The sequence below is a fragment of the Pseudomonas sp. FSL R10-2189 genome (assembly GCF_009600325.1).
Taxonomy (GTDB): Bacteria; Pseudomonadota; Gammaproteobacteria; order Pseudomonadales; family Pseudomonadaceae; genus Aquipseudomonas; species Aquipseudomonas helleri.
The window spans coordinates 37,618-53,239 of record NZ_WIVZ01000003.1; the positions used below are offsets into that span (position 1 = coordinate 37,618).

The 15,622-nt window shown below is 55.3% G+C and carries 11 protein-coding genes; 6 read left to right on the forward strand and 5 right to left on the reverse strand.

Annotation, left to right across the window (positions count from 1 at the left end; translation table 11 throughout):
• Positions 1 to 2: 2 nt before the first annotated feature.
• From GHO32_RS03395 to GHO32_RS03405, 3 genes are read left to right on the forward strand one after another with little or no spacing between them, the layout of a single operon-like run.
• Entirely contained in the window at positions 3 to 2,642 is a 2,640-nt protein-coding gene (locus tag GHO32_RS03395; protein WP_153332907.1) for a fimbria/pilus outer membrane usher protein, read from the forward strand.
• Between the two features lie 26 nt (positions 2,643 to 2,668).
• Positions 2,669 to 3,967, forward strand: a complete 1,299-nt coding sequence (locus tag GHO32_RS03400; protein ID WP_153332909.1) for a fimbrial protein — start codon at positions 2,669 to 2,671, stop codon at positions 3,965 to 3,967.
• Entirely contained in the window at positions 3,964 to 4,719 is a 756-nt protein-coding gene (locus GHO32_RS03405; RefSeq protein ID WP_153332911.1) for a molecular chaperone, read from the forward strand. Before GHO32_RS03400 ends, GHO32_RS03405 begins: the two co-directional genes overlap by 4 nt.
• A 146-nt stretch (positions 4,720 to 4,865) precedes the next feature.
• On the opposite strand, the gene GHO32_RS03410 is transcribed toward GHO32_RS03405, so the two are convergent.
• Positions 4,866 to 5,282 carry a phosphotransferase gene (locus GHO32_RS03410; protein WP_368668381.1) on the reverse strand — a complete coding sequence of 139 codons (417 nt, stop codon included), beginning with the start codon at positions 5,280 to 5,282 and terminating at the stop codon, positions 4,866 to 4,868.
• 361 nt (positions 5,283 to 5,643) lie between these two features.
• Between GHO32_RS03410 and dusA the strand changes: the two genes are divergently transcribed.
• Positions 5,644 to 6,654, forward strand: a complete 1,011-nt coding sequence (gene dusA, locus GHO32_RS03415; RefSeq protein ID WP_153332915.1) for a tRNA dihydrouridine(20/20a) synthase DusA — start codon at positions 5,644 to 5,646, stop codon at positions 6,652 to 6,654.
• Between the two features lie 62 nt (positions 6,655 to 6,716).
• Here dusA and rssC read toward each other — a convergent pair whose 3' ends face one another.
• From rssC to GHO32_RS03430, 3 genes are all read right to left on the reverse strand, one after another.
• On the reverse strand, positions 6,717 to 7,199 hold the full coding sequence (rssC, locus tag GHO32_RS03420) for an anti-sigma factor antagonist RssC (RefSeq protein WP_048370295.1): 483 nt from the start codon (positions 7,197 to 7,199) through the stop codon (positions 6,717 to 6,719).
• Positions 7,196 to 8,380 carry a two-component system response regulator RssB gene (gene rssB / locus GHO32_RS03425; RefSeq protein WP_123749523.1) on the reverse strand — a complete coding sequence of 395 codons (1,185 nt, stop codon included), beginning with the start codon at positions 8,378 to 8,380 and terminating at the stop codon, positions 7,196 to 7,198. Before rssB ends, rssC begins: the two co-directional genes overlap by 4 nt.
• A 342-nt stretch (positions 8,381 to 8,722) precedes the next feature.
• Positions 8,723 to 9,412, reverse strand: a complete 690-nt coding sequence (locus tag GHO32_RS03430) for a VacJ family lipoprotein (protein ID WP_123748986.1) — start codon at positions 9,410 to 9,412, stop codon at positions 8,723 to 8,725.
• Positions 9,413 to 9,657: 245 nt separating this feature from the next.
• Between GHO32_RS03430 and GHO32_RS03435 the strand changes: the two genes are divergently transcribed.
• Both GHO32_RS03435 and GHO32_RS03440 read left to right on the forward strand, forming a co-directional pair.
• Positions 9,658 to 10,059, forward strand: a complete 402-nt coding sequence (locus tag GHO32_RS03435; protein WP_153332917.1) for a RidA family protein — start codon at positions 9,658 to 9,660, stop codon at positions 10,057 to 10,059.
• A 139-nt stretch (positions 10,060 to 10,198) separates the two neighbouring features.
• The gene (locus GHO32_RS03440) at positions 10,199 to 10,462 is read left to right on the forward strand and encodes a DUF4404 family protein (RefSeq protein ID WP_048370290.1); all 264 of its coding nucleotides are present in this window, start codon (positions 10,199 to 10,201) and stop codon (positions 10,460 to 10,462) included.
• A gap of 79 nt (positions 10,463 to 10,541) precedes the next feature.
• Here the strand turns inward: GHO32_RS03440 and GHO32_RS03445 are convergent, their stop codons facing one another.
• Entirely contained in the window at positions 10,542 to 15,398 is a 4,857-nt protein-coding gene (locus GHO32_RS03445; protein WP_153332919.1) for an NAD-glutamate dehydrogenase, read from the reverse strand.
• Between the last annotated feature and the right edge of the window lie 224 nt (positions 15,399 to 15,622).

Here is a 15,622-nt window from a genome sequence, read left to right on the forward strand (position 1 = left end):
TTATGCTTGTGCGTCGCGTTTATGTATTTAAAAAGGATTTTAAGGTTTCACGCTTACATGGATTACGCGATCTGGTAGGAGCATCGGCGTTAACCACTGTCAGTTTGTTGTGTCCTGATCCGGTTCTGGCAGAACCTGCCACAGTGAGCGCTAACGACCCTTACGTTTTCGACGACAACATGATGTTCGGTAATGGCTCGTTATCGCGTTTCAACCGTATTAACGCAGTAGAACCAGGGCAGTACAAAGTCGATCTATTTATCAACCGGCGTTTTGTAGATCGGGTTGACTTGCGCTTTGCCAGCCAGGGAAATGGCGATGTCCAGCCCTGTCTGTCAGAGAAACTGCTGGAGTCTTCAGGTGTGCTTAAAAGCGCCATTCATACCACCGACGACAATCAATGCCTGATCCTCTCACAGGCCATCCACGGCGCCTCTACGGCTTTCGATTTTTCGATACTGAGACTGGATTTAAGCATCCCGCAGAGCCTGATGATCAACACGCCAAGGGGTTACGTGCCAACACAGAGTCTTGATGCCGGCAGCCTTATGGGCTTCGTCAATTACAGCGCCAACCAATATCATGTGACTCGCTCCGGTAAAAACAACAGCAGTACAGATTCGAGTTATCTGTCCCTGAACAGTGGCTTGAACGTGGGTCTATGGCGCTTGCGCCATCAGGGAAACTGGCGTTATGACAACGATTACGGATCGCACTGGAATACGACCCGTACATACGCCCAACGAGCATTACCGGGCATTAAGGGCGACCTGACTGCAGGCCAGGGGTTTACGTCGGGGCGTTTTTTTTCAGGGCTAAGTTATACCGGTATTGAGATCGCCTCTGACGACCGCATGTTGCCCGAGTCACAGCGCGGATATGCGCCCACGATACGAGGAGTCGCTACCAGCAACGCACAAGTGATCGTGCGTCAGAACGGCAATGATATTTATCAAACTACCGTCACGCCGGGTCCATTTGAGATCAATGACCTTTATTCAACCAACTACAACGGCGACCTGGAAGTCTCTGTGATTGAAGCTGATGGTAACGTCAGCACGTTTACGGTGCCCTTCTCGGCGGTTCCCGAATCGTTGCGCCCTGGCGTGTCTCGCTACAGCTTGGCGCTGGGACGAACCCGAGACAACGGAGATCACGATCCGTTTGGTGAGGTGACCTACCAAATCGGCCTGAGCAATAGCATTACCGCCAACAGCGGCCTGAGAATCGCGGATCGTTATCAGGCGGTCGTAGTTGGAGGCGTGTACTCCAGCAGCCTGGGTGCATTCGGCCTGGATACTACGTACTCACGAGCTGACTTGCCCGGAGACGGTCAGTTGGATGGCTGGATGGGACGTCTGTCATACAGTCGAACGTTTCAGCCCACCAACACTACCTTATCAATAGCCGGGTATCGCTATTCCACTGAAGGCTATCGCGATTTGGGCGATGTCTTGGGGGTACGCAGATCGACTCGAAAACACGAAACCTGGGAGTCGACAAGCTACATGCAGCGCTCGCGCTTCGAAGTGTCGATTAACCAAAGCCTTGATGACATGGGCAGCGTATTTCTGTCGGGCTCGACCCAAGACTATCGCAATGGTCGAGATCGCGACACTCAATTACAGTTTGGCTGGTCCAACACACTGCGTAACAATATCAGCCTTAATCTGACGACATCACGGCAAACTACCGGCAGTTATCTGAACCGCCGCAACGGGAACTACGACGATCCACTCGACAACACATTCGCCAATGGTGGTCTTGGCATTGCACGTACAGACGGCAGAAGCGAAACCGTTACGCTGTTGTCCGTGTCTTTCCCGCTCGGCAGCCCCGGTCGCCTTAACACGCCCTATCTAAGTACCTCGGTCACCCATAGTTCGGACTCTGGCAATGTGTATCAAACCTCGTTGTCAGGCACTCAGGGCGACGATCAGTCGCTGAGCTATGGCATTGACGCCTCTCGCGATGCCCAACAAAAACTCAACGTTTTTAGTGCCAGCCTTCAAAAATATCTGCCCAACGCTTCTCTGAGTGCTACAGCCTCCAAAAGTCAGGATTACTGGCAGGCCTCAGGGAGTGCCCGCGGTGCTCTGGCAGTGCACGAGGGGGGTATCACTTTTGGCCCGTACTTGAGCGATACCTTTGCGCTGATCGAAGCCAAGGGTGCCAGTGGTGCCAAAGTCATGAGCGCAAGCGGAGCCACAATCGATAGCCGAGGGTATGCACTGGTGCCGTCACTAACGCCATACCGCTACAACTCCGTTGTTATCAACCCGGAAGGTATCAGTGAAAAGACGGAAATCGGCAATGGCCAACAACGCGTTGCTCCATATGCGGGGGCGGCAGTCAAGGTCAAGTTCAATACAGTGATTGGCAACGCAATTCTGGTAAAGGCCCTGCGCAGTGACGGCAAAGCAGTGCCCATGGGAGCCGATGTACTGGATGACAGCAACAGCGTAATCGGCATGGTCGGCCAAGGCAGCCAGGCCTACCTTCGGACCGACAAACTCAAAGGCACGTTGGTCGCACGCTGGGGCGACGCTCCAGAAGAACGATGCAGCATGCACTTCGACCTGACTCGACAGGATGTCAGTCAGGCTTTGATCAAGATCAATAGCGAGTGCCGCATCCCATGATCCCTTTTTACAAAAAGAACACCCTAATGATGATTTCCCGTTATCGATTAACGCTCACACTTATCGTGATGTTCGGGGCAGTCATTTCTGACGCTCAGGCAACCTGCAGCAGGATCTACTCCGGCATCCAGACACGAGACAACAGTACAGCACAACTTACCTTCGGCCGGATCAACCTGACATCAGCCCACTTACAGCCCGTGGGCACTCTGCTAGGTTCAATCGTAATTTCACCGGCTTCCGCCCCCGGACTGACCAGTGAAACTGTTATGTGGGAATGTGATATCACTGATGCTGATGACCTCTACGAACTTTTTGCCACTAATGGTGATGATCGGGTGGGCGGATTCTGGGACATTGGGGCTGCAGATGGTCTGCCTAATTACTTTGCGACCTGGTTTCCTTATGTTGCAATCAGGCTGACTCATGTCAATTCCGGCCAGGTTTACACCCGTTACTGGCAGCAAGCCCGGATCACCGAATACGACACGGTAGGCAACAAGATCCAGATTAAGGCAAAACACTTGAGCCTGATCCAGGCCGAGCTCGTTCGAGTTTCAAGCCTCCCTCCAACGACAGGCTCAGTTTCAAATTATTGCACTGGAACAGCCGCCAGCAGTGGTAGTGGTGTTTATCCTTACACCTGTACACAACCCAACGGTTATATCCAGTTCCAGGGTGGCGGTATCAAGTCCGACTCGGTCGGGGAAGACTCCAGCAGATACTACAGATTTTGGGGCGCTCGAAACGGCGTTGGGTACGGCATGCGCTCGGCGGCGTCAATCAGCTATGCGGCTACTTGTGTAGCCAGAAACGTCACACCTGTCGTCACCTTCCTGCCCGTCACCGCCGCTGAGCTTAACCAGGGAGCCACGCGCAGCAGCGACTTCACCATTGATCTTGAATGCGATAACGCGGTGAATTCCGGAACATCAACCAATCAAACAGCACTCGGTATTCAAGTCGCTCAAAGCGCCTATACCCAAGCCCAATCCATGGGTCTTGTGACCAGTGGCGGCGCGGTCACTCACTTATTGTCCAACGGCTATGGCAGCGATCCGTCGGTTGCGACGGGTGTCGGGATCAGCTTGCGCAACGCAAAGGACGGCACTGCCATGAATTTTTTAGGTTGGTCCAACACCGGCACCGGTGCTTCCGGTGGCTGGTACCCGGTCTTGGATGGGGCGAGCAGCAATGGGAGCAACACGCAGAACTTCACCAATTATTCGCAGACCATCACTGCCACCCTCAGTGCACTGCCCGGTTTGACGGCCAAACCGGGAAAAGTCAACGCAACTGCTTATGTCTTGGTGAAAGTACAATGAATAAAAAAAAATGTGCGCAATTGCTGCTTTGGGGGTGTTTAGTGCTGGGCGCTTTGCAAAGCGCTTATGCTGGCGTCATGCCGGAGAGGACCCGGTTGATTTTCCACGAGGGGCAAACACAGCGCTCACTGATGCTCGCCAACACCAATACCTATCCGGTTGTTGTACAAACCTGGCTCGACAACGGCGAGGGTAATCAAGCCCCGGAAAATGCTGTGTCAACCATGGTCGCATTGCCCTCGGTATTCAAGCTGCAAGCAGGCGCCATTCAAGGCTTGCGGATCGTTCAAGATGCTAGCTCACTTCCAAAAGACCGCGAGTCGGTGAGTTGGCTGAACATTTACGAGATCCCGCCCACCAAAACGATTGGCCCGATGCTTGCGACTCAAGTTGCTGTGGCAATGAACACCCAAATGAAGGTGTTCTACCGCCCTGCCAACTTACCTGTTCCCCCGGAAAAAATGGCCACATTGCTCACCTTCAGCCTTAAGCAACACGCTGGTGGCTGGGTTTTGGTATGTCACAACCCCACCCCTTATCACGCCTCATTTTCCTCTCTACGGGTAATGGATGAAGGTCGAGAGCGCGCCAATGCCAAAACGCTGGACATGATGACCCCTCCTTTAAGCGACAAACCCTATTCATTGGCCTCCTTTAGCCTTGATGTTCAGAGCAAGCTGACTGTGAATTACACGTTGATTGATGATGAGGGCCACTATCATGACGCAAGTACAACCGTGAAAATTCCCTAGAATTGACTGAAAGAGAGTCAAGCAGTCAGGGTCTATGCCCCATCTACTCGGTAGGCTTGGAAGCCAAGACAATTGTACCGTTGAATGTTTGGCATTTTCTAAATCGCTCTATGGTGAGTTACAGGCAGAGCCCATGGCGAGGAACTCTAGAAAAGTTCGTCCAACTGCTCGAAAAACTCGCGCTTGGCCGGTTCATCTCCCTCGCCCAAGTTATGTGCCAGCAGATAGTCCAACTCATGCAGACGCGCTTCAACACTTGAATCAAACGGGCAATCGTGGATTGGCACAGCCTGTAATTGCCGAACCGCCTCGCAAAAAAACATAATGTTCGAAGACGGTTCATTGATACGCGCCTGAAGGGATTGCCCGTCGACACAACGCGTAATCATGAACTCACCTTCAACGTTTTCCGCGACAGCCACCACTTCAGGAACACTCAGGCGATCTGTGAGCCAGGACAATACCCGCGCCTCTCGTAACACGCTATACGTGGTAGGTGCCAAAAATAGCCGGGCAAATCTTGAGAAAGAAACGATCGTTACCACGTTTGAAGCTATAAACATCGCAGGGGGATTCACCGATCTCGTCGGCTCTCAGCCGTGGCGCCACCTATGAATTGTTCAATAGTGCGAGGCAGTTGGATGGTCATCGGTACTCGACTCGACAGGCTATGAAACTCATAACAGTCGCCACCATAACAAAATTGTAGGAGCGAGCTTGTCTCGCGATCTTTTGCTTTTGAAAATCAAAAGATCGCGAGACAAGCTCGCTCCTACAGGCTCAATGTTTACATAAGTCAATTGCCACTAGGATTCCTGATAAACTCCCGGCCATTACGCCTCAGCAGAAGCTAAAAGGCTTTGCTGCACTGTGCTTCTCCAAGCAGGCGAAACGGCTGAAAAGCACATATTTGAACGATAGATCATGACCGAAAAACACTCTAAAGCCTCTCATCTAGAGCGCTCAGAACCCTCCAGAAGATTTTCTGTGGCACCCATGATGGACTGGACTGATCGCCATTGCAGATTCTTCCTGCGGCTGATGTCCAAACATGCGCTGTTGTACACCGAGATGGTGACCACCGGTGCTTTGCTGCACGGTGATGCCGAGCGGTTTTTGCGGCATGACGATACTGAGCACCCGTTGGCGTTGCAGTTGGGTGGCAGTACGCCTGCGGATTTGGCGGCGTGTGCGCGTTTGGCGCAGGCGGCGGGTTATGACGAGGTTAATCTGAATGTCGGCTGCCCGAGTGATCGGGTGCAGAACAATATGATTGGCGCGTGTTTGATGGCTCATCCGGCGCTGGTCGCCGAGTGTGTGAAGGCGATGCGCGATGCGGTGTCGATTCCGGTGACGGTCAAGCATCGGATCGGGATCAATGGCCGCGATAGCTACGCGCAATTGTGCGATTTTGTCGGCACGGTGCGTGATGCCGGTTGCGAAAGCTTTACGGTGCATGCGCGTATCGCGATTCTGGAAGGGCTTTCACCGAAAGAAAACCGTGATATCCCGCCACTGCGCTATGACGTTGTGTCTCAGTTGAAGGCTGATTTCCCGGAACTGGAGATTGTCCTTAACGGCGGTATCAAGACGCTGGAGGAGTGCCACGCGCATTTGCAGGTGTTTGATGGTGTGATGCTGGGCCGTGAGGCGTATCACAACTCGTATCTGCTGGCGGAGGTCGATCAGCAGTTGTTTGGCAGCGCAGAGCCGATTATCACTCGTGCACAGGTGCTGGAGCAGTTAAGGCCGTATATTGCTACGCATATCGCCTCGGGCGGTTCGATGCATCACATAACGCGGCATATTCTGGGCTTGGGTCAAGGCTTCCCTGGCGCGCGACGCTTCCGTCAGTTGCTGTCGGCGGATATCCATAAAGCCAAGGATCCGCTGGCGCTGCTGGATCAAGCCGCCGAGCTGCTGGAAGGCCGCTAAAAACCGGGCAAGCAAAAGGGGCCGTTCCTGTTCAGGACGGCCCCTTTTTTGTGCGCCATGGATCAATGGCGCTCGAGCGCGTTCACCAGATCATGAAAAGCTTCACGGTTGGAGTCATTGAGGCCCATCAGAATTTTGTGCGCTTCAAGCACCTTGACCCGAACCACGTCTTCAGTCTCGTCTTGCGACGGCAAGTCGGTGAGGCACTCAGGGCAAGGTATTGGTCTGTTGATGATGTTGAAGACCTGATCGAAGCCCATCGACTGCAACAGTCGGGTGATGTCTTCGTGGGTGGTCACGACCGTCGGCAACAGGCCTATTTTTTGGCGCGACAAAATCGACAGTTTCGCCAGCAAGCCCAATGTGGTGCTGTCGATACTGCGAGTCTCTGTGAGGTCGATCACGATGGCCGTAAAGTTGCGCGCCGTGAAGATCCTTTCGATTGTCGCATCCAGTGCTGAACACAGTGTCAGACGCACTTCACCGACAAACTTCAGGACGAAGGTGCCGTCCTGTTCGGCGAACTGAATTCTACCGGTACTCATGTAAGATTCCTGCTTAACACCATCAGGGCGATATCATCCGGCATCTCCCCTAGCGTAGCTAATCCAAAAACCTGGCGCAGACCATCCAGGCTGCCACCCGCTGCTTTTACCAACTGAGGTAGAGCAGCTTCTTTCTCTTTGAGTGTAGGCTCGGCCAAAAGGTCCAAAATTCCGTCAGACATCAACGTCAGGCTGAATGTCTCGGGCAATTTCAGCACTTGATCTTCGTAGGTCGCTTCGTTGAACAGGCCGACCGGCAACCCTCGCCCTTCCAGATAAGTCACGCTGTCCGGGGTGTACAGCACCGGCAATGGCAGGTGCCCACCGATGCTGTAGGTCAGCAGGCCAGTCTCTTGGTCAATCACACCGCCGACCATGGTCACATGCTTGCCCAGCTTGCAGTTGATCAAGCCACGGTTGATGTGCGCGAGCACTTCGGACGGCTTGAACTCAGGCAAAGTGCCATTGCGCTTGGATTCAAATAGCAAGCGAGTGGTCATGAACTTGAGCAACACGGTCACGAACGCTGAAGACGCTCCGTGGCCAGAAACATCTGCCAGGTAAAACGCTATCCGACGCTCATCAACCTTGAAGTAGTCGACGAAATCACCCGACAAATACAACGACGGAATAATCTGGTGCGCAAAGTCGAACCCGTCGAGCGACCAGGGGCTGGTAGGCAGCATGTTCATCTGCACCTGCCGCCCGGCGTTCTGGTCTTCCTGCAGCAGATGCAGGCTGGCTTCAAGCTCGCGGTTGGCTGATTCCAGCTTCTCGCGGTAGCGCTGGTTCTCATGCAGTAACCGGGCGCGATCCAGCGCACGATGCACGGAGTGCTCCAGCACCGCCAGATCTTCAAGCGGCTTGATCAGATAGTCGGCGGCCCCCAGACGCAGCGCTTCGACCACATCACTCATCACACCGGCGCCCGAGATCACGATCACCGGGGTCTGTGCCGAGCGCTGGGCGACCTGGCGAATCAACTCCAGCCCGCTCATTTGCGGCATGCGCAGATCGCAGATCACTAAGTCCGGCTGCTCTTGCTCGAACACCTTGAGACCTTGCACGCCATTGCTGGCCTGCAGGACGCTGAAGCCGCTGTCTTCCAAATAGGCTGCCAAACTGGCACGCACTACTTCGTCGTCATCAATGATCAGCAGCGTGGCACTGGTTTTTTGCATGTGGGCAAACGGCGCCAGAATTAGGTTTGCGTCAGGGCTCGAACACATCGGGCCCAACGACTGAATAGGCTTTTGAACATCCCTCACCAGAACGATTGTTTTAATCATTCCTACAAAAGGTGCTCGTGTAAGGCGCAGACGGTACTCCCATCTGCGGGGGGTTTCAAGCTCAGGCCGATAGCGGCTTGACGTGTTCACCCGGTTAAATTCCCTCGGGTTATAAGAACATCGTAAACGGCAACTAAAACCTTGGTTTAAACGCCCTTAAAGATGCATTTTTTTCATGAACAACGATGCAAAAAACGGCCATAAAGGCCGTTTTTTGTGGGCAGGATGAATGACTTAAAAGTCGTCTTCAATCTCGCCGTCTTTGATTCTGAACTCACGGTTTTGCAGGTACGCGTTACGAATAAAGACGTACTTGTCGCCGGTGATCAGTTTTTCTGCCGACAACAGGCTGGCACGCGCATCGATCACATCCATGCCGATCGCCATGTTGCGCGCCGGAATATCGTTCATGTAGCGGTATGGCTTGGTGAAGGAGTCCGGGTAGATACCGGCTGCGTCACGCACGGTGCTTGGGCCCAGTAGCGGCAGGACCAGATAAGGACCGCTTGGCAGGCCCCACCGGCCCAGCGTCTGGCCGAAGTCTTCGTCGTTGCGTTGCAGGCCCATTTTGGTGCCCACATCAAAGAAGCCGCCAATACCGAAGATGGTGTTCATCAACATGCGTGAGGTGTCGACAGCTGCGGCGTGAGGTTTGCCTTGCAACACGTCGTTGGCCAGGTTGCGCACATCGCCGATGTTTCGGTACATGTTGTGAATGCCGTCTTGCAGAAACTGCGGCGTGATGAACTGATAACCCTGAGCAATCGGCTTCAAGGCATAGGTATCAAGCGTGTCGTTAAACGTGAAAATGGCGCGGTTGAAGCCTTCCCACGGGTCAGCCTCGGTGGCCGCATTGGCAGCAAACGGTGCCATTGACACAGTGGCACACAGGCCAATTTGAGCAAGACGCTTGGTCCAGCGCATAGCAAAACTCCTTGAGAATACGTATCACTTGGGCGCTACGCCCTGGGGTCAGGCGATGAGTATAACGGCAATTGCATTTTTGGCAGCCCCCAAGCTACGCAACATATGCCACACAAGGTTGGCAGGACGACTTACATAAACGCTGCACGCCGAAGAAACGCCCGGTTACAAGGCTGCAACTGCACCTTCGACCATTAAATTGCAGACTTGCCGCTCTAACACTTTGCCAAGGACCGACAAACGCTATGAACAGACGCGTTTATAACCCGCCAACTGTTTTCAACTCCCTGCAGTACGGCTTCAGCCAAGCCATCGAAGTACGCGATGGACGCCGGATTCTGCTATCCGGCCAGGTCGGGGTGGACGTCAATGAAAACACTGTCGGCCCGGGGATTACTGAGCAGACCGAAAAGGCGCTGGACAACATCGAGTCAATCCTGGCCCATGCTAATGGCAACCTGTCGCACGTCATCATGCTGCGACTCTACATCGTTGAGTCCGCCCGTGATCAGCAAGAGCCCATCGCCAGCGCGCTGCGCAACCGCTTCCCAAATAACCCGCCGCCCTCCTCCTGGATTATCGTCAGCGGGTTGTCGCTGCCCGAATGGCTTATCGAGATCGAGGCAGAAGCGTTGATCCCCGTTTAATCCAGAGGCGTCAACCAACTGCAATTTTGAGACAGATCATGCACTCTTGGCACGACTGGATTAATCTAGACGCCCGCTTGTAGATCTTTTGCGCTCCTCGAAGGTCTACAACAGTGCCTATCAATAAAGGATGAATGCTATGCCTGCCCGCGAACTGCAAGAACAACTCAATACCTTGCGCGAGCAACTGGACCAGAATCCACCGCTCAATGAAGAACAACGTGAGCATCTAAACGATCTGGCCAAGCAGATTGAAGCCGAGATTGCTCTGGAAAAAGCCACCAACGACAGCAGCCTGGCTGACAACGTCAATCTCGCTGTTGAGCGTTTTGAAGTTGAACATCCCTCACTGGCGGTCACTCTGCGCAACATCGTGCAGACCTTGGGCAGCATGGGCATCTAACGCCCCGGCGAATCCCAGAAACAAAAAAGCCCCCGGCTCAGTTCAACTGAGCCGGGGCTTTGTTTTACTGCTCAGGCTGTCAGAGCCCTGTTTGACCGCTCAACGCCAGGTCCAGCAGCTCACGGTTGGCCACGGCATACATCGCGTAGTCGTTACCGGTTGCGGCACGCAGGTCGACCAGCATCGAACGCCAGCGCTCAACCATTGACTGGTTCTGCTCAAGCCACAAAGCTACACGTGCTTCGATTTCAACCGGGGCATCAGCCATCTGTAACACCGACACGGTGATTGCGCGCTGCTGCCAGTCAATGTCGTCACGGAAGGCCTCGCGGGCCAGCGCCTGCCAGTTGTTCTCCACCGGCAAGTTGCTGATCTGCTGCAAGTACCAGGTCAGGTCCAGCGCGCTGCCCACAGCAAAGTATGCCTTGGCCACATCCGCGGCGTTCTGACCGGTGACGTCAGACGCCTCGATGATCGGCAGCAAGGTGTACAGGTGCGTGGTGCCTGCCACCATGCGCGACAGCAACTCCGGCACGCCCGCATCAACGTACGCTTGATAACGGGTCTCCCAGCCTTCGCGGGTCGGGCCTTCCAGCAGTTCGTTGAGCTTGAGGCCCAGCGCGGCCAGATGCGGACCAAAGTGCGCAACATCGCGCGCTGCGTCCAGCTCGTTGCGGCGGCTGCGTAAGAACCAGCGGGTGGCACGACGGCCCAGGCGCATAAGTTCGTCCATCAAGGCCAGCTGGATCTCGGCCGGCACTTGATAGTCCAGCGCCTCGATCTGACGGAACCAGTGCGGGAGGTGGAAAATGTCACGCACGATGACATAAGCCCCGGCCACGTTGGCCGCACTCATGCCGGTCGACTCTTTCAGGCGCTCCACAAAGGTGATGCCCATGTGGTTAACCAGGTCGTTGGCGATCTGCGTGCTGACAATCTCGCGCTTCAAGCGGTGACGGCGCATCGCTGCGGCAAACTTGTTGACCAGCATCGGCGGGAACGCCGTTTCCATGTCGCGGGTCAGGTAGTCGTCATCCGGCACTTGGGAGTTGAGCAACGCCTCTTTGAGGTCGATCTTGCTGTACGAGATCAAGACCGACAGCTCAGGGCGTGTCAGGCCATGACCTGCGGCCACGCGTTCGTTGAGCTGCTCTTCAGACGGCAGGAACTCAATGGCGCGGTCCAGCTTGCCACGGGCTTCGAGGTCGTTCATCAGGCGCTTGTATTCAGCAATGCGCTCATAGGCACGACGCGCTGCCAGGGAAATGGCCTGCGTCTGCTTATAGTTGTTGCCCAAGACCAGCGCACTCACTTCGTCAGTCATGCTGCCGAGCAGTTGGTTGCGCTGTTTCTCGGTCATATCGCCAGCCTGCACCACTTCATTGAGCAGGATCTTGATATTCACTTCGTGGTCAGAGCAATCCACGCCGCCGGCGTTGTCGATAAAGTCTGTGTTCGAGCCGCCGCCATTCAGGCCAAACTCCACACGACCCAGTTGGGTCATGCCGAGGTTACCGCCCTCGCCCACCACCTTGCAGCGCAACTCGTTGCCATTGACGCGCAACGCATCGTTGGCCTTGTCACCCACATCGGCATGGCTTTCCGTGCTGGCCTTGACGTAAGTCCCGATACCGCCGTTCCACAACAGGTCTACCGGGGCCTTAAGCAAGGCATTGAGCAGCTCGGTCGGAGTCAGTTTATCGGCAGTGATCGCAAAGCGTTCTTTCATTTCAGGCGAGATGGCGATGCTTTTCGCGCTACGGGAGAAGATCCCGCCGCCCGCTGACATGATGCTGGTGTCGTAGTCCGACCAGGCCGAACGCGGCAAATCGAACAAGCGCTGACGCTCGGCAAAGCTGTTGGCCGGCTCAGGATTAGGGTCGATAAAGATGTGCAGGTGGTTGAAGGCCGCGACCAGTTGCAATTTGTCAGACATCAACAAGCCATTACCAAACACGTCACCGGCCATGTCGCCGACGCCCACCACGCTGATGCTGTCTTGCTGAACGTTGATCCCGCGCTCTCTGAAGTGACGCTGCACGCCCACCCAGGCACCACGGGCGGTGATGCCCATTTTCTTGTGGTCATAGCCGGCCGAACCGCCCGATGCAAAGGCGTCACCCAGCCAGAAGCCGTAGTCAATGGCAATGCCGTTGGCAATGTCCGAAAAGGTCGCCGTGCCTTTGTCCGCCGCGACCACCAGGTACGGGTCATCGTCGTCATGACGCACCACGTTCAACGGCGGCACCAGCGCGCCATCCTTGAGGTTGTCAGTGATGTCCAGCAGGCCGGAGATGAAGATGCGGTAGCAAGCGATGGCTTCGGCCTGTACTTCATCACGGCTACCGCCCAATGGCAGACGGCGCGGGACAAAACCGCCCTTGGCACCCACCGGTACGATCACCGAGTTCTTCACTTGTTGAGCTTTTACCAAGCCCAGCACTTCCGTACGGAAGTCTTCTTCACGGTCCGACCAGCGCAAGCCACCACGGGCTACGTTACCGAAACGCAAGTGAACACCTTCAACCCGAGGCGAATAGACAAAGATTTCAAACTTCGGCACCGGCTTGGGCAGTTCTGGAATCAGGTGCGGATTGAACTTGAAGCTGAAATACGCACGGTTCTGGCCATTGGCATCCGGCTGGTAGAAGTTGGTTCGCAGGGTGGCTTTGATCAGGTCCAGATAACGTCGCAGGATGCGGTCTTCGTTGAGCACCTGAACGTCGTCCAGTGCGGTCAGAATCGCCTGCTCCAAACGCTGTTGCTTGTCTTCCAGGTCTTCGGCGGTCAGCTTGCGCGCCAGATAGAAGCGGGTTTTGAACAACCGGGTCAACTCGCGAGCGATGTCGGTGTGGTTGTTCAGGGTGCTGGCGATGTAGCCCAGATCAAAGCCCAGGCGGATCTGCTTCAGGTAACGCGCATAAGCCCGCAGCAACGCCACATCACGCCACGGCAAACCGGCCGTCAGCACCAAGCGGTTGAACGCATCGTTCTCGGCATCGCCCTGAACGATATGCACGAAGGCATCTTGCAGCGTGTCGTTGAGCTGCTGGATATCCAGGTTCAAGCCTTCGCCAGCAGTAAAGGCAAAATCATGGATCCAGAACTCACGACCGTTGGCGTGACGCAGGCGGTATGGGAACTCGCCCAATACGCGCAAGCCAAGGTTTTCCAGAATCGGCAATACGTCAGACAACGCCAGCGGCGTATCGGCGTGGTACAGCTTGCAATGCAGTTCCTGCCCGGCGCTTTGGCCCAGCGGCTGGTAGAAACTCATCACCAGCGGTTTCTTTTCGCTCAAATTGGACAAATGCTGCATGTCCACCACCGCCGAGTGCGCGGCAAAGCGCTCGCGGTAACCTGCCGGGAAGCCTTTCGGGAAGTCCGCCAGCACCTTGGTGCCATTGGCTTCACCGAAGCTTTCAACCACCAGACTGGCGTAGTCGTCGTTCCAGCTGCGGCACGCCTGAACCACTTCTTTTTCCAGCAACAGCGGATCAATGTCGATGCGGTTTTTCGGGTCAACCCGCAGAATTAGTTGAACCCGCGCCAGCACGGATTCCGAGAAGAAGGTCCAGAACTCGCAGTCCGACGCTTGCAGACGGTCCATCAGCACTTGCTGAATCTTCTGTCGCACTTCGGTGGAGTACACGTCACGCGGCACATAGGCCAGGCAGTAGCAGAAACGCCCATACGGGTCTTTGCGCAGGAACACGCGGATCTTGTTGCGCTCCTGGATTTGCACAATCGACATCACGGTGCTGAACAGCTCGTCCACCGGGGTCTGGAACAAATCATCACGAGGCAGGACTTCCAGCACCTGCGCCAGCTCTTTGCCCAAGTGAGCTTTGGCCTGGAAGCCAGAACGGCGCTCGATCTCGTCCACTTTGCGACGGATATAAGGAATCACTCGCACGCTCTCGCCATACACCGACGAGGTGTACAAGCCCATAAAGCGGCATTCCTTGATCACTTTGCCATCCGCGTCGATCTGGCGGATCGACACGTAGTCCGGGTACGCCGGGCGGTGCACACGGCTCGGGTGGGCAGCCTTGGTGAACGACAGCAGGGTCGGTTCACGCAGGTAGCTCACCGCATAATCTTCGATACGCAGGTCTTCAGCGGTCAAGCCGACACGCAGCAGCTTGGTCAGGCCGAGGAACGACTGCGGGTCGTATTCGATATGGCCGCCGTCTGCCTCGTCACGTACCACAAACTCTTCATAGCCCAGGAAGGTGAAGTGGTTACCCAGCAACCACTCCAGAAAGCTCTTGATCTCGGCTTTTTCACCCGCGTCCACCGCATACGGACAGTTGTCGACACTGGCCAGCAGTTCCCTGACCTTGGCCTTCATCGGCTCAAAGTCAGCCACGGCGATGCGCACTTCACCCAGAACCTGCTCCAGCTCCTTGCTCAGTACATTCAATTCAGCGGCGTTCGAGCAGCGGTCAATCTCCAGGTACATCAACGACTCTTGCGCGATGCCTTCACCGGTAGTGCCTTTGGGCAGGATTTCCAGCAACTCGCCCTTGCTGCCGCGACGAACGCTCAATACGGTGGTTTGCAGGGTGTGGATGCTGTAACCACGGCGGTTCAGCTCGGTACGCACCGAGTCCACCAGAAACGGCAAATCGTGGTGCAGCACTTCAACCGCAGTGTGGGTTGATTGCCAGCCATGACGCTCGTAATCGGGGTTAAACACCCGCACTTGCGGCTGGTCCGGGTCAAAGCGCTCCAGCAACCGCCAGGCCGACAGGGTGCAGCCGGCGAGATCGGACATACGCCGTTGGGTGAGTTCGTCCAGTGAAATGATGCCGAAGAATTGCTCAGCAAACAGGGCTACTTGTGGCAGAGCCTGTTCACTGACGTGCTGGGCCAGTGCAGATTGCAGTTGATGCTGGAAGTCGGCTTTGCTGGCTGCGGTGAAGAACGCCATCTGTGGTACTCCGCTTGGGCTTGTTATTGAGAGAAGCGTCGCGTGCTATTCCCGCTTGGGGGACCTGTCACTACTGTGCTCAACCTTCAAGAACACAACGTGACAAGGAGGTGAAGCTGGCTGAAACCCTGAGGTCACAACATTATTCCGGGATGCTTATCGGTAAAAACGACTGCCAGGTCCACAGGCTGCATGTTTAGCGATAACCACCAACAACGCAGCTT

Coding starts and splice junctions, on each gene's coding strand:
- GHO32_RS03405 (WP_153332911.1), top strand. CDS start 3,964: ATGAATAAAAAAAAATGTGCGCAATTGCTGCTTTGGGGGTGTTTAGTG.
- GHO32_RS03440 (WP_048370290.1), top strand. CDS start 10,199: ATGCCTGCCCGCGAACTGCAAGAACAACTCAATACCTTGCGCGAGCAA.
- GHO32_RS03410 (WP_368668381.1), bottom strand. CDS start 5,282: ATGTTTATAGCTTCAAACGTGGTAACGATCGTTTCTTTCTCAAGATTT.
- GHO32_RS03395 (WP_153332907.1), top strand. CDS start 3: ATGCTTGTGCGTCGCGTTTATGTATTTAAAAAGGATTTTAAGGTTTCA.
- GHO32_RS03445 (WP_153332919.1), bottom strand. CDS start 15,398: ATGGCGTTCTTCACCGCAGCCAGCAAAGCCGACTTCCAGCATCAACTG.
- GHO32_RS03435 (WP_153332917.1), top strand. CDS start 9,658: ATGAACAGACGCGTTTATAACCCGCCAACTGTTTTCAACTCCCTGCAG.
- GHO32_RS03400 (WP_153332909.1), top strand. CDS start 2,669: ATGATGATTTCCCGTTATCGATTAACGCTCACACTTATCGTGATGTTC.
- GHO32_RS03430 (WP_123748986.1), bottom strand. CDS start 9,412: ATGCGCTGGACCAAGCGTCTTGCTCAAATTGGCCTGTGTGCCACTGTG.
- rssB (WP_123749523.1), bottom strand. CDS start 8,380: ATGCAAAAAACCAGTGCCACGCTGCTGATCATTGATGACGACGAAGTA.
- dusA (WP_153332915.1), top strand. CDS start 5,644: ATGACCGAAAAACACTCTAAAGCCTCTCATCTAGAGCGCTCAGAACCC.
- rssC (WP_048370295.1), bottom strand. CDS start 7,199: ATGAGTACCGGTAGAATTCAGTTCGCCGAACAGGACGGCACCTTCGTC.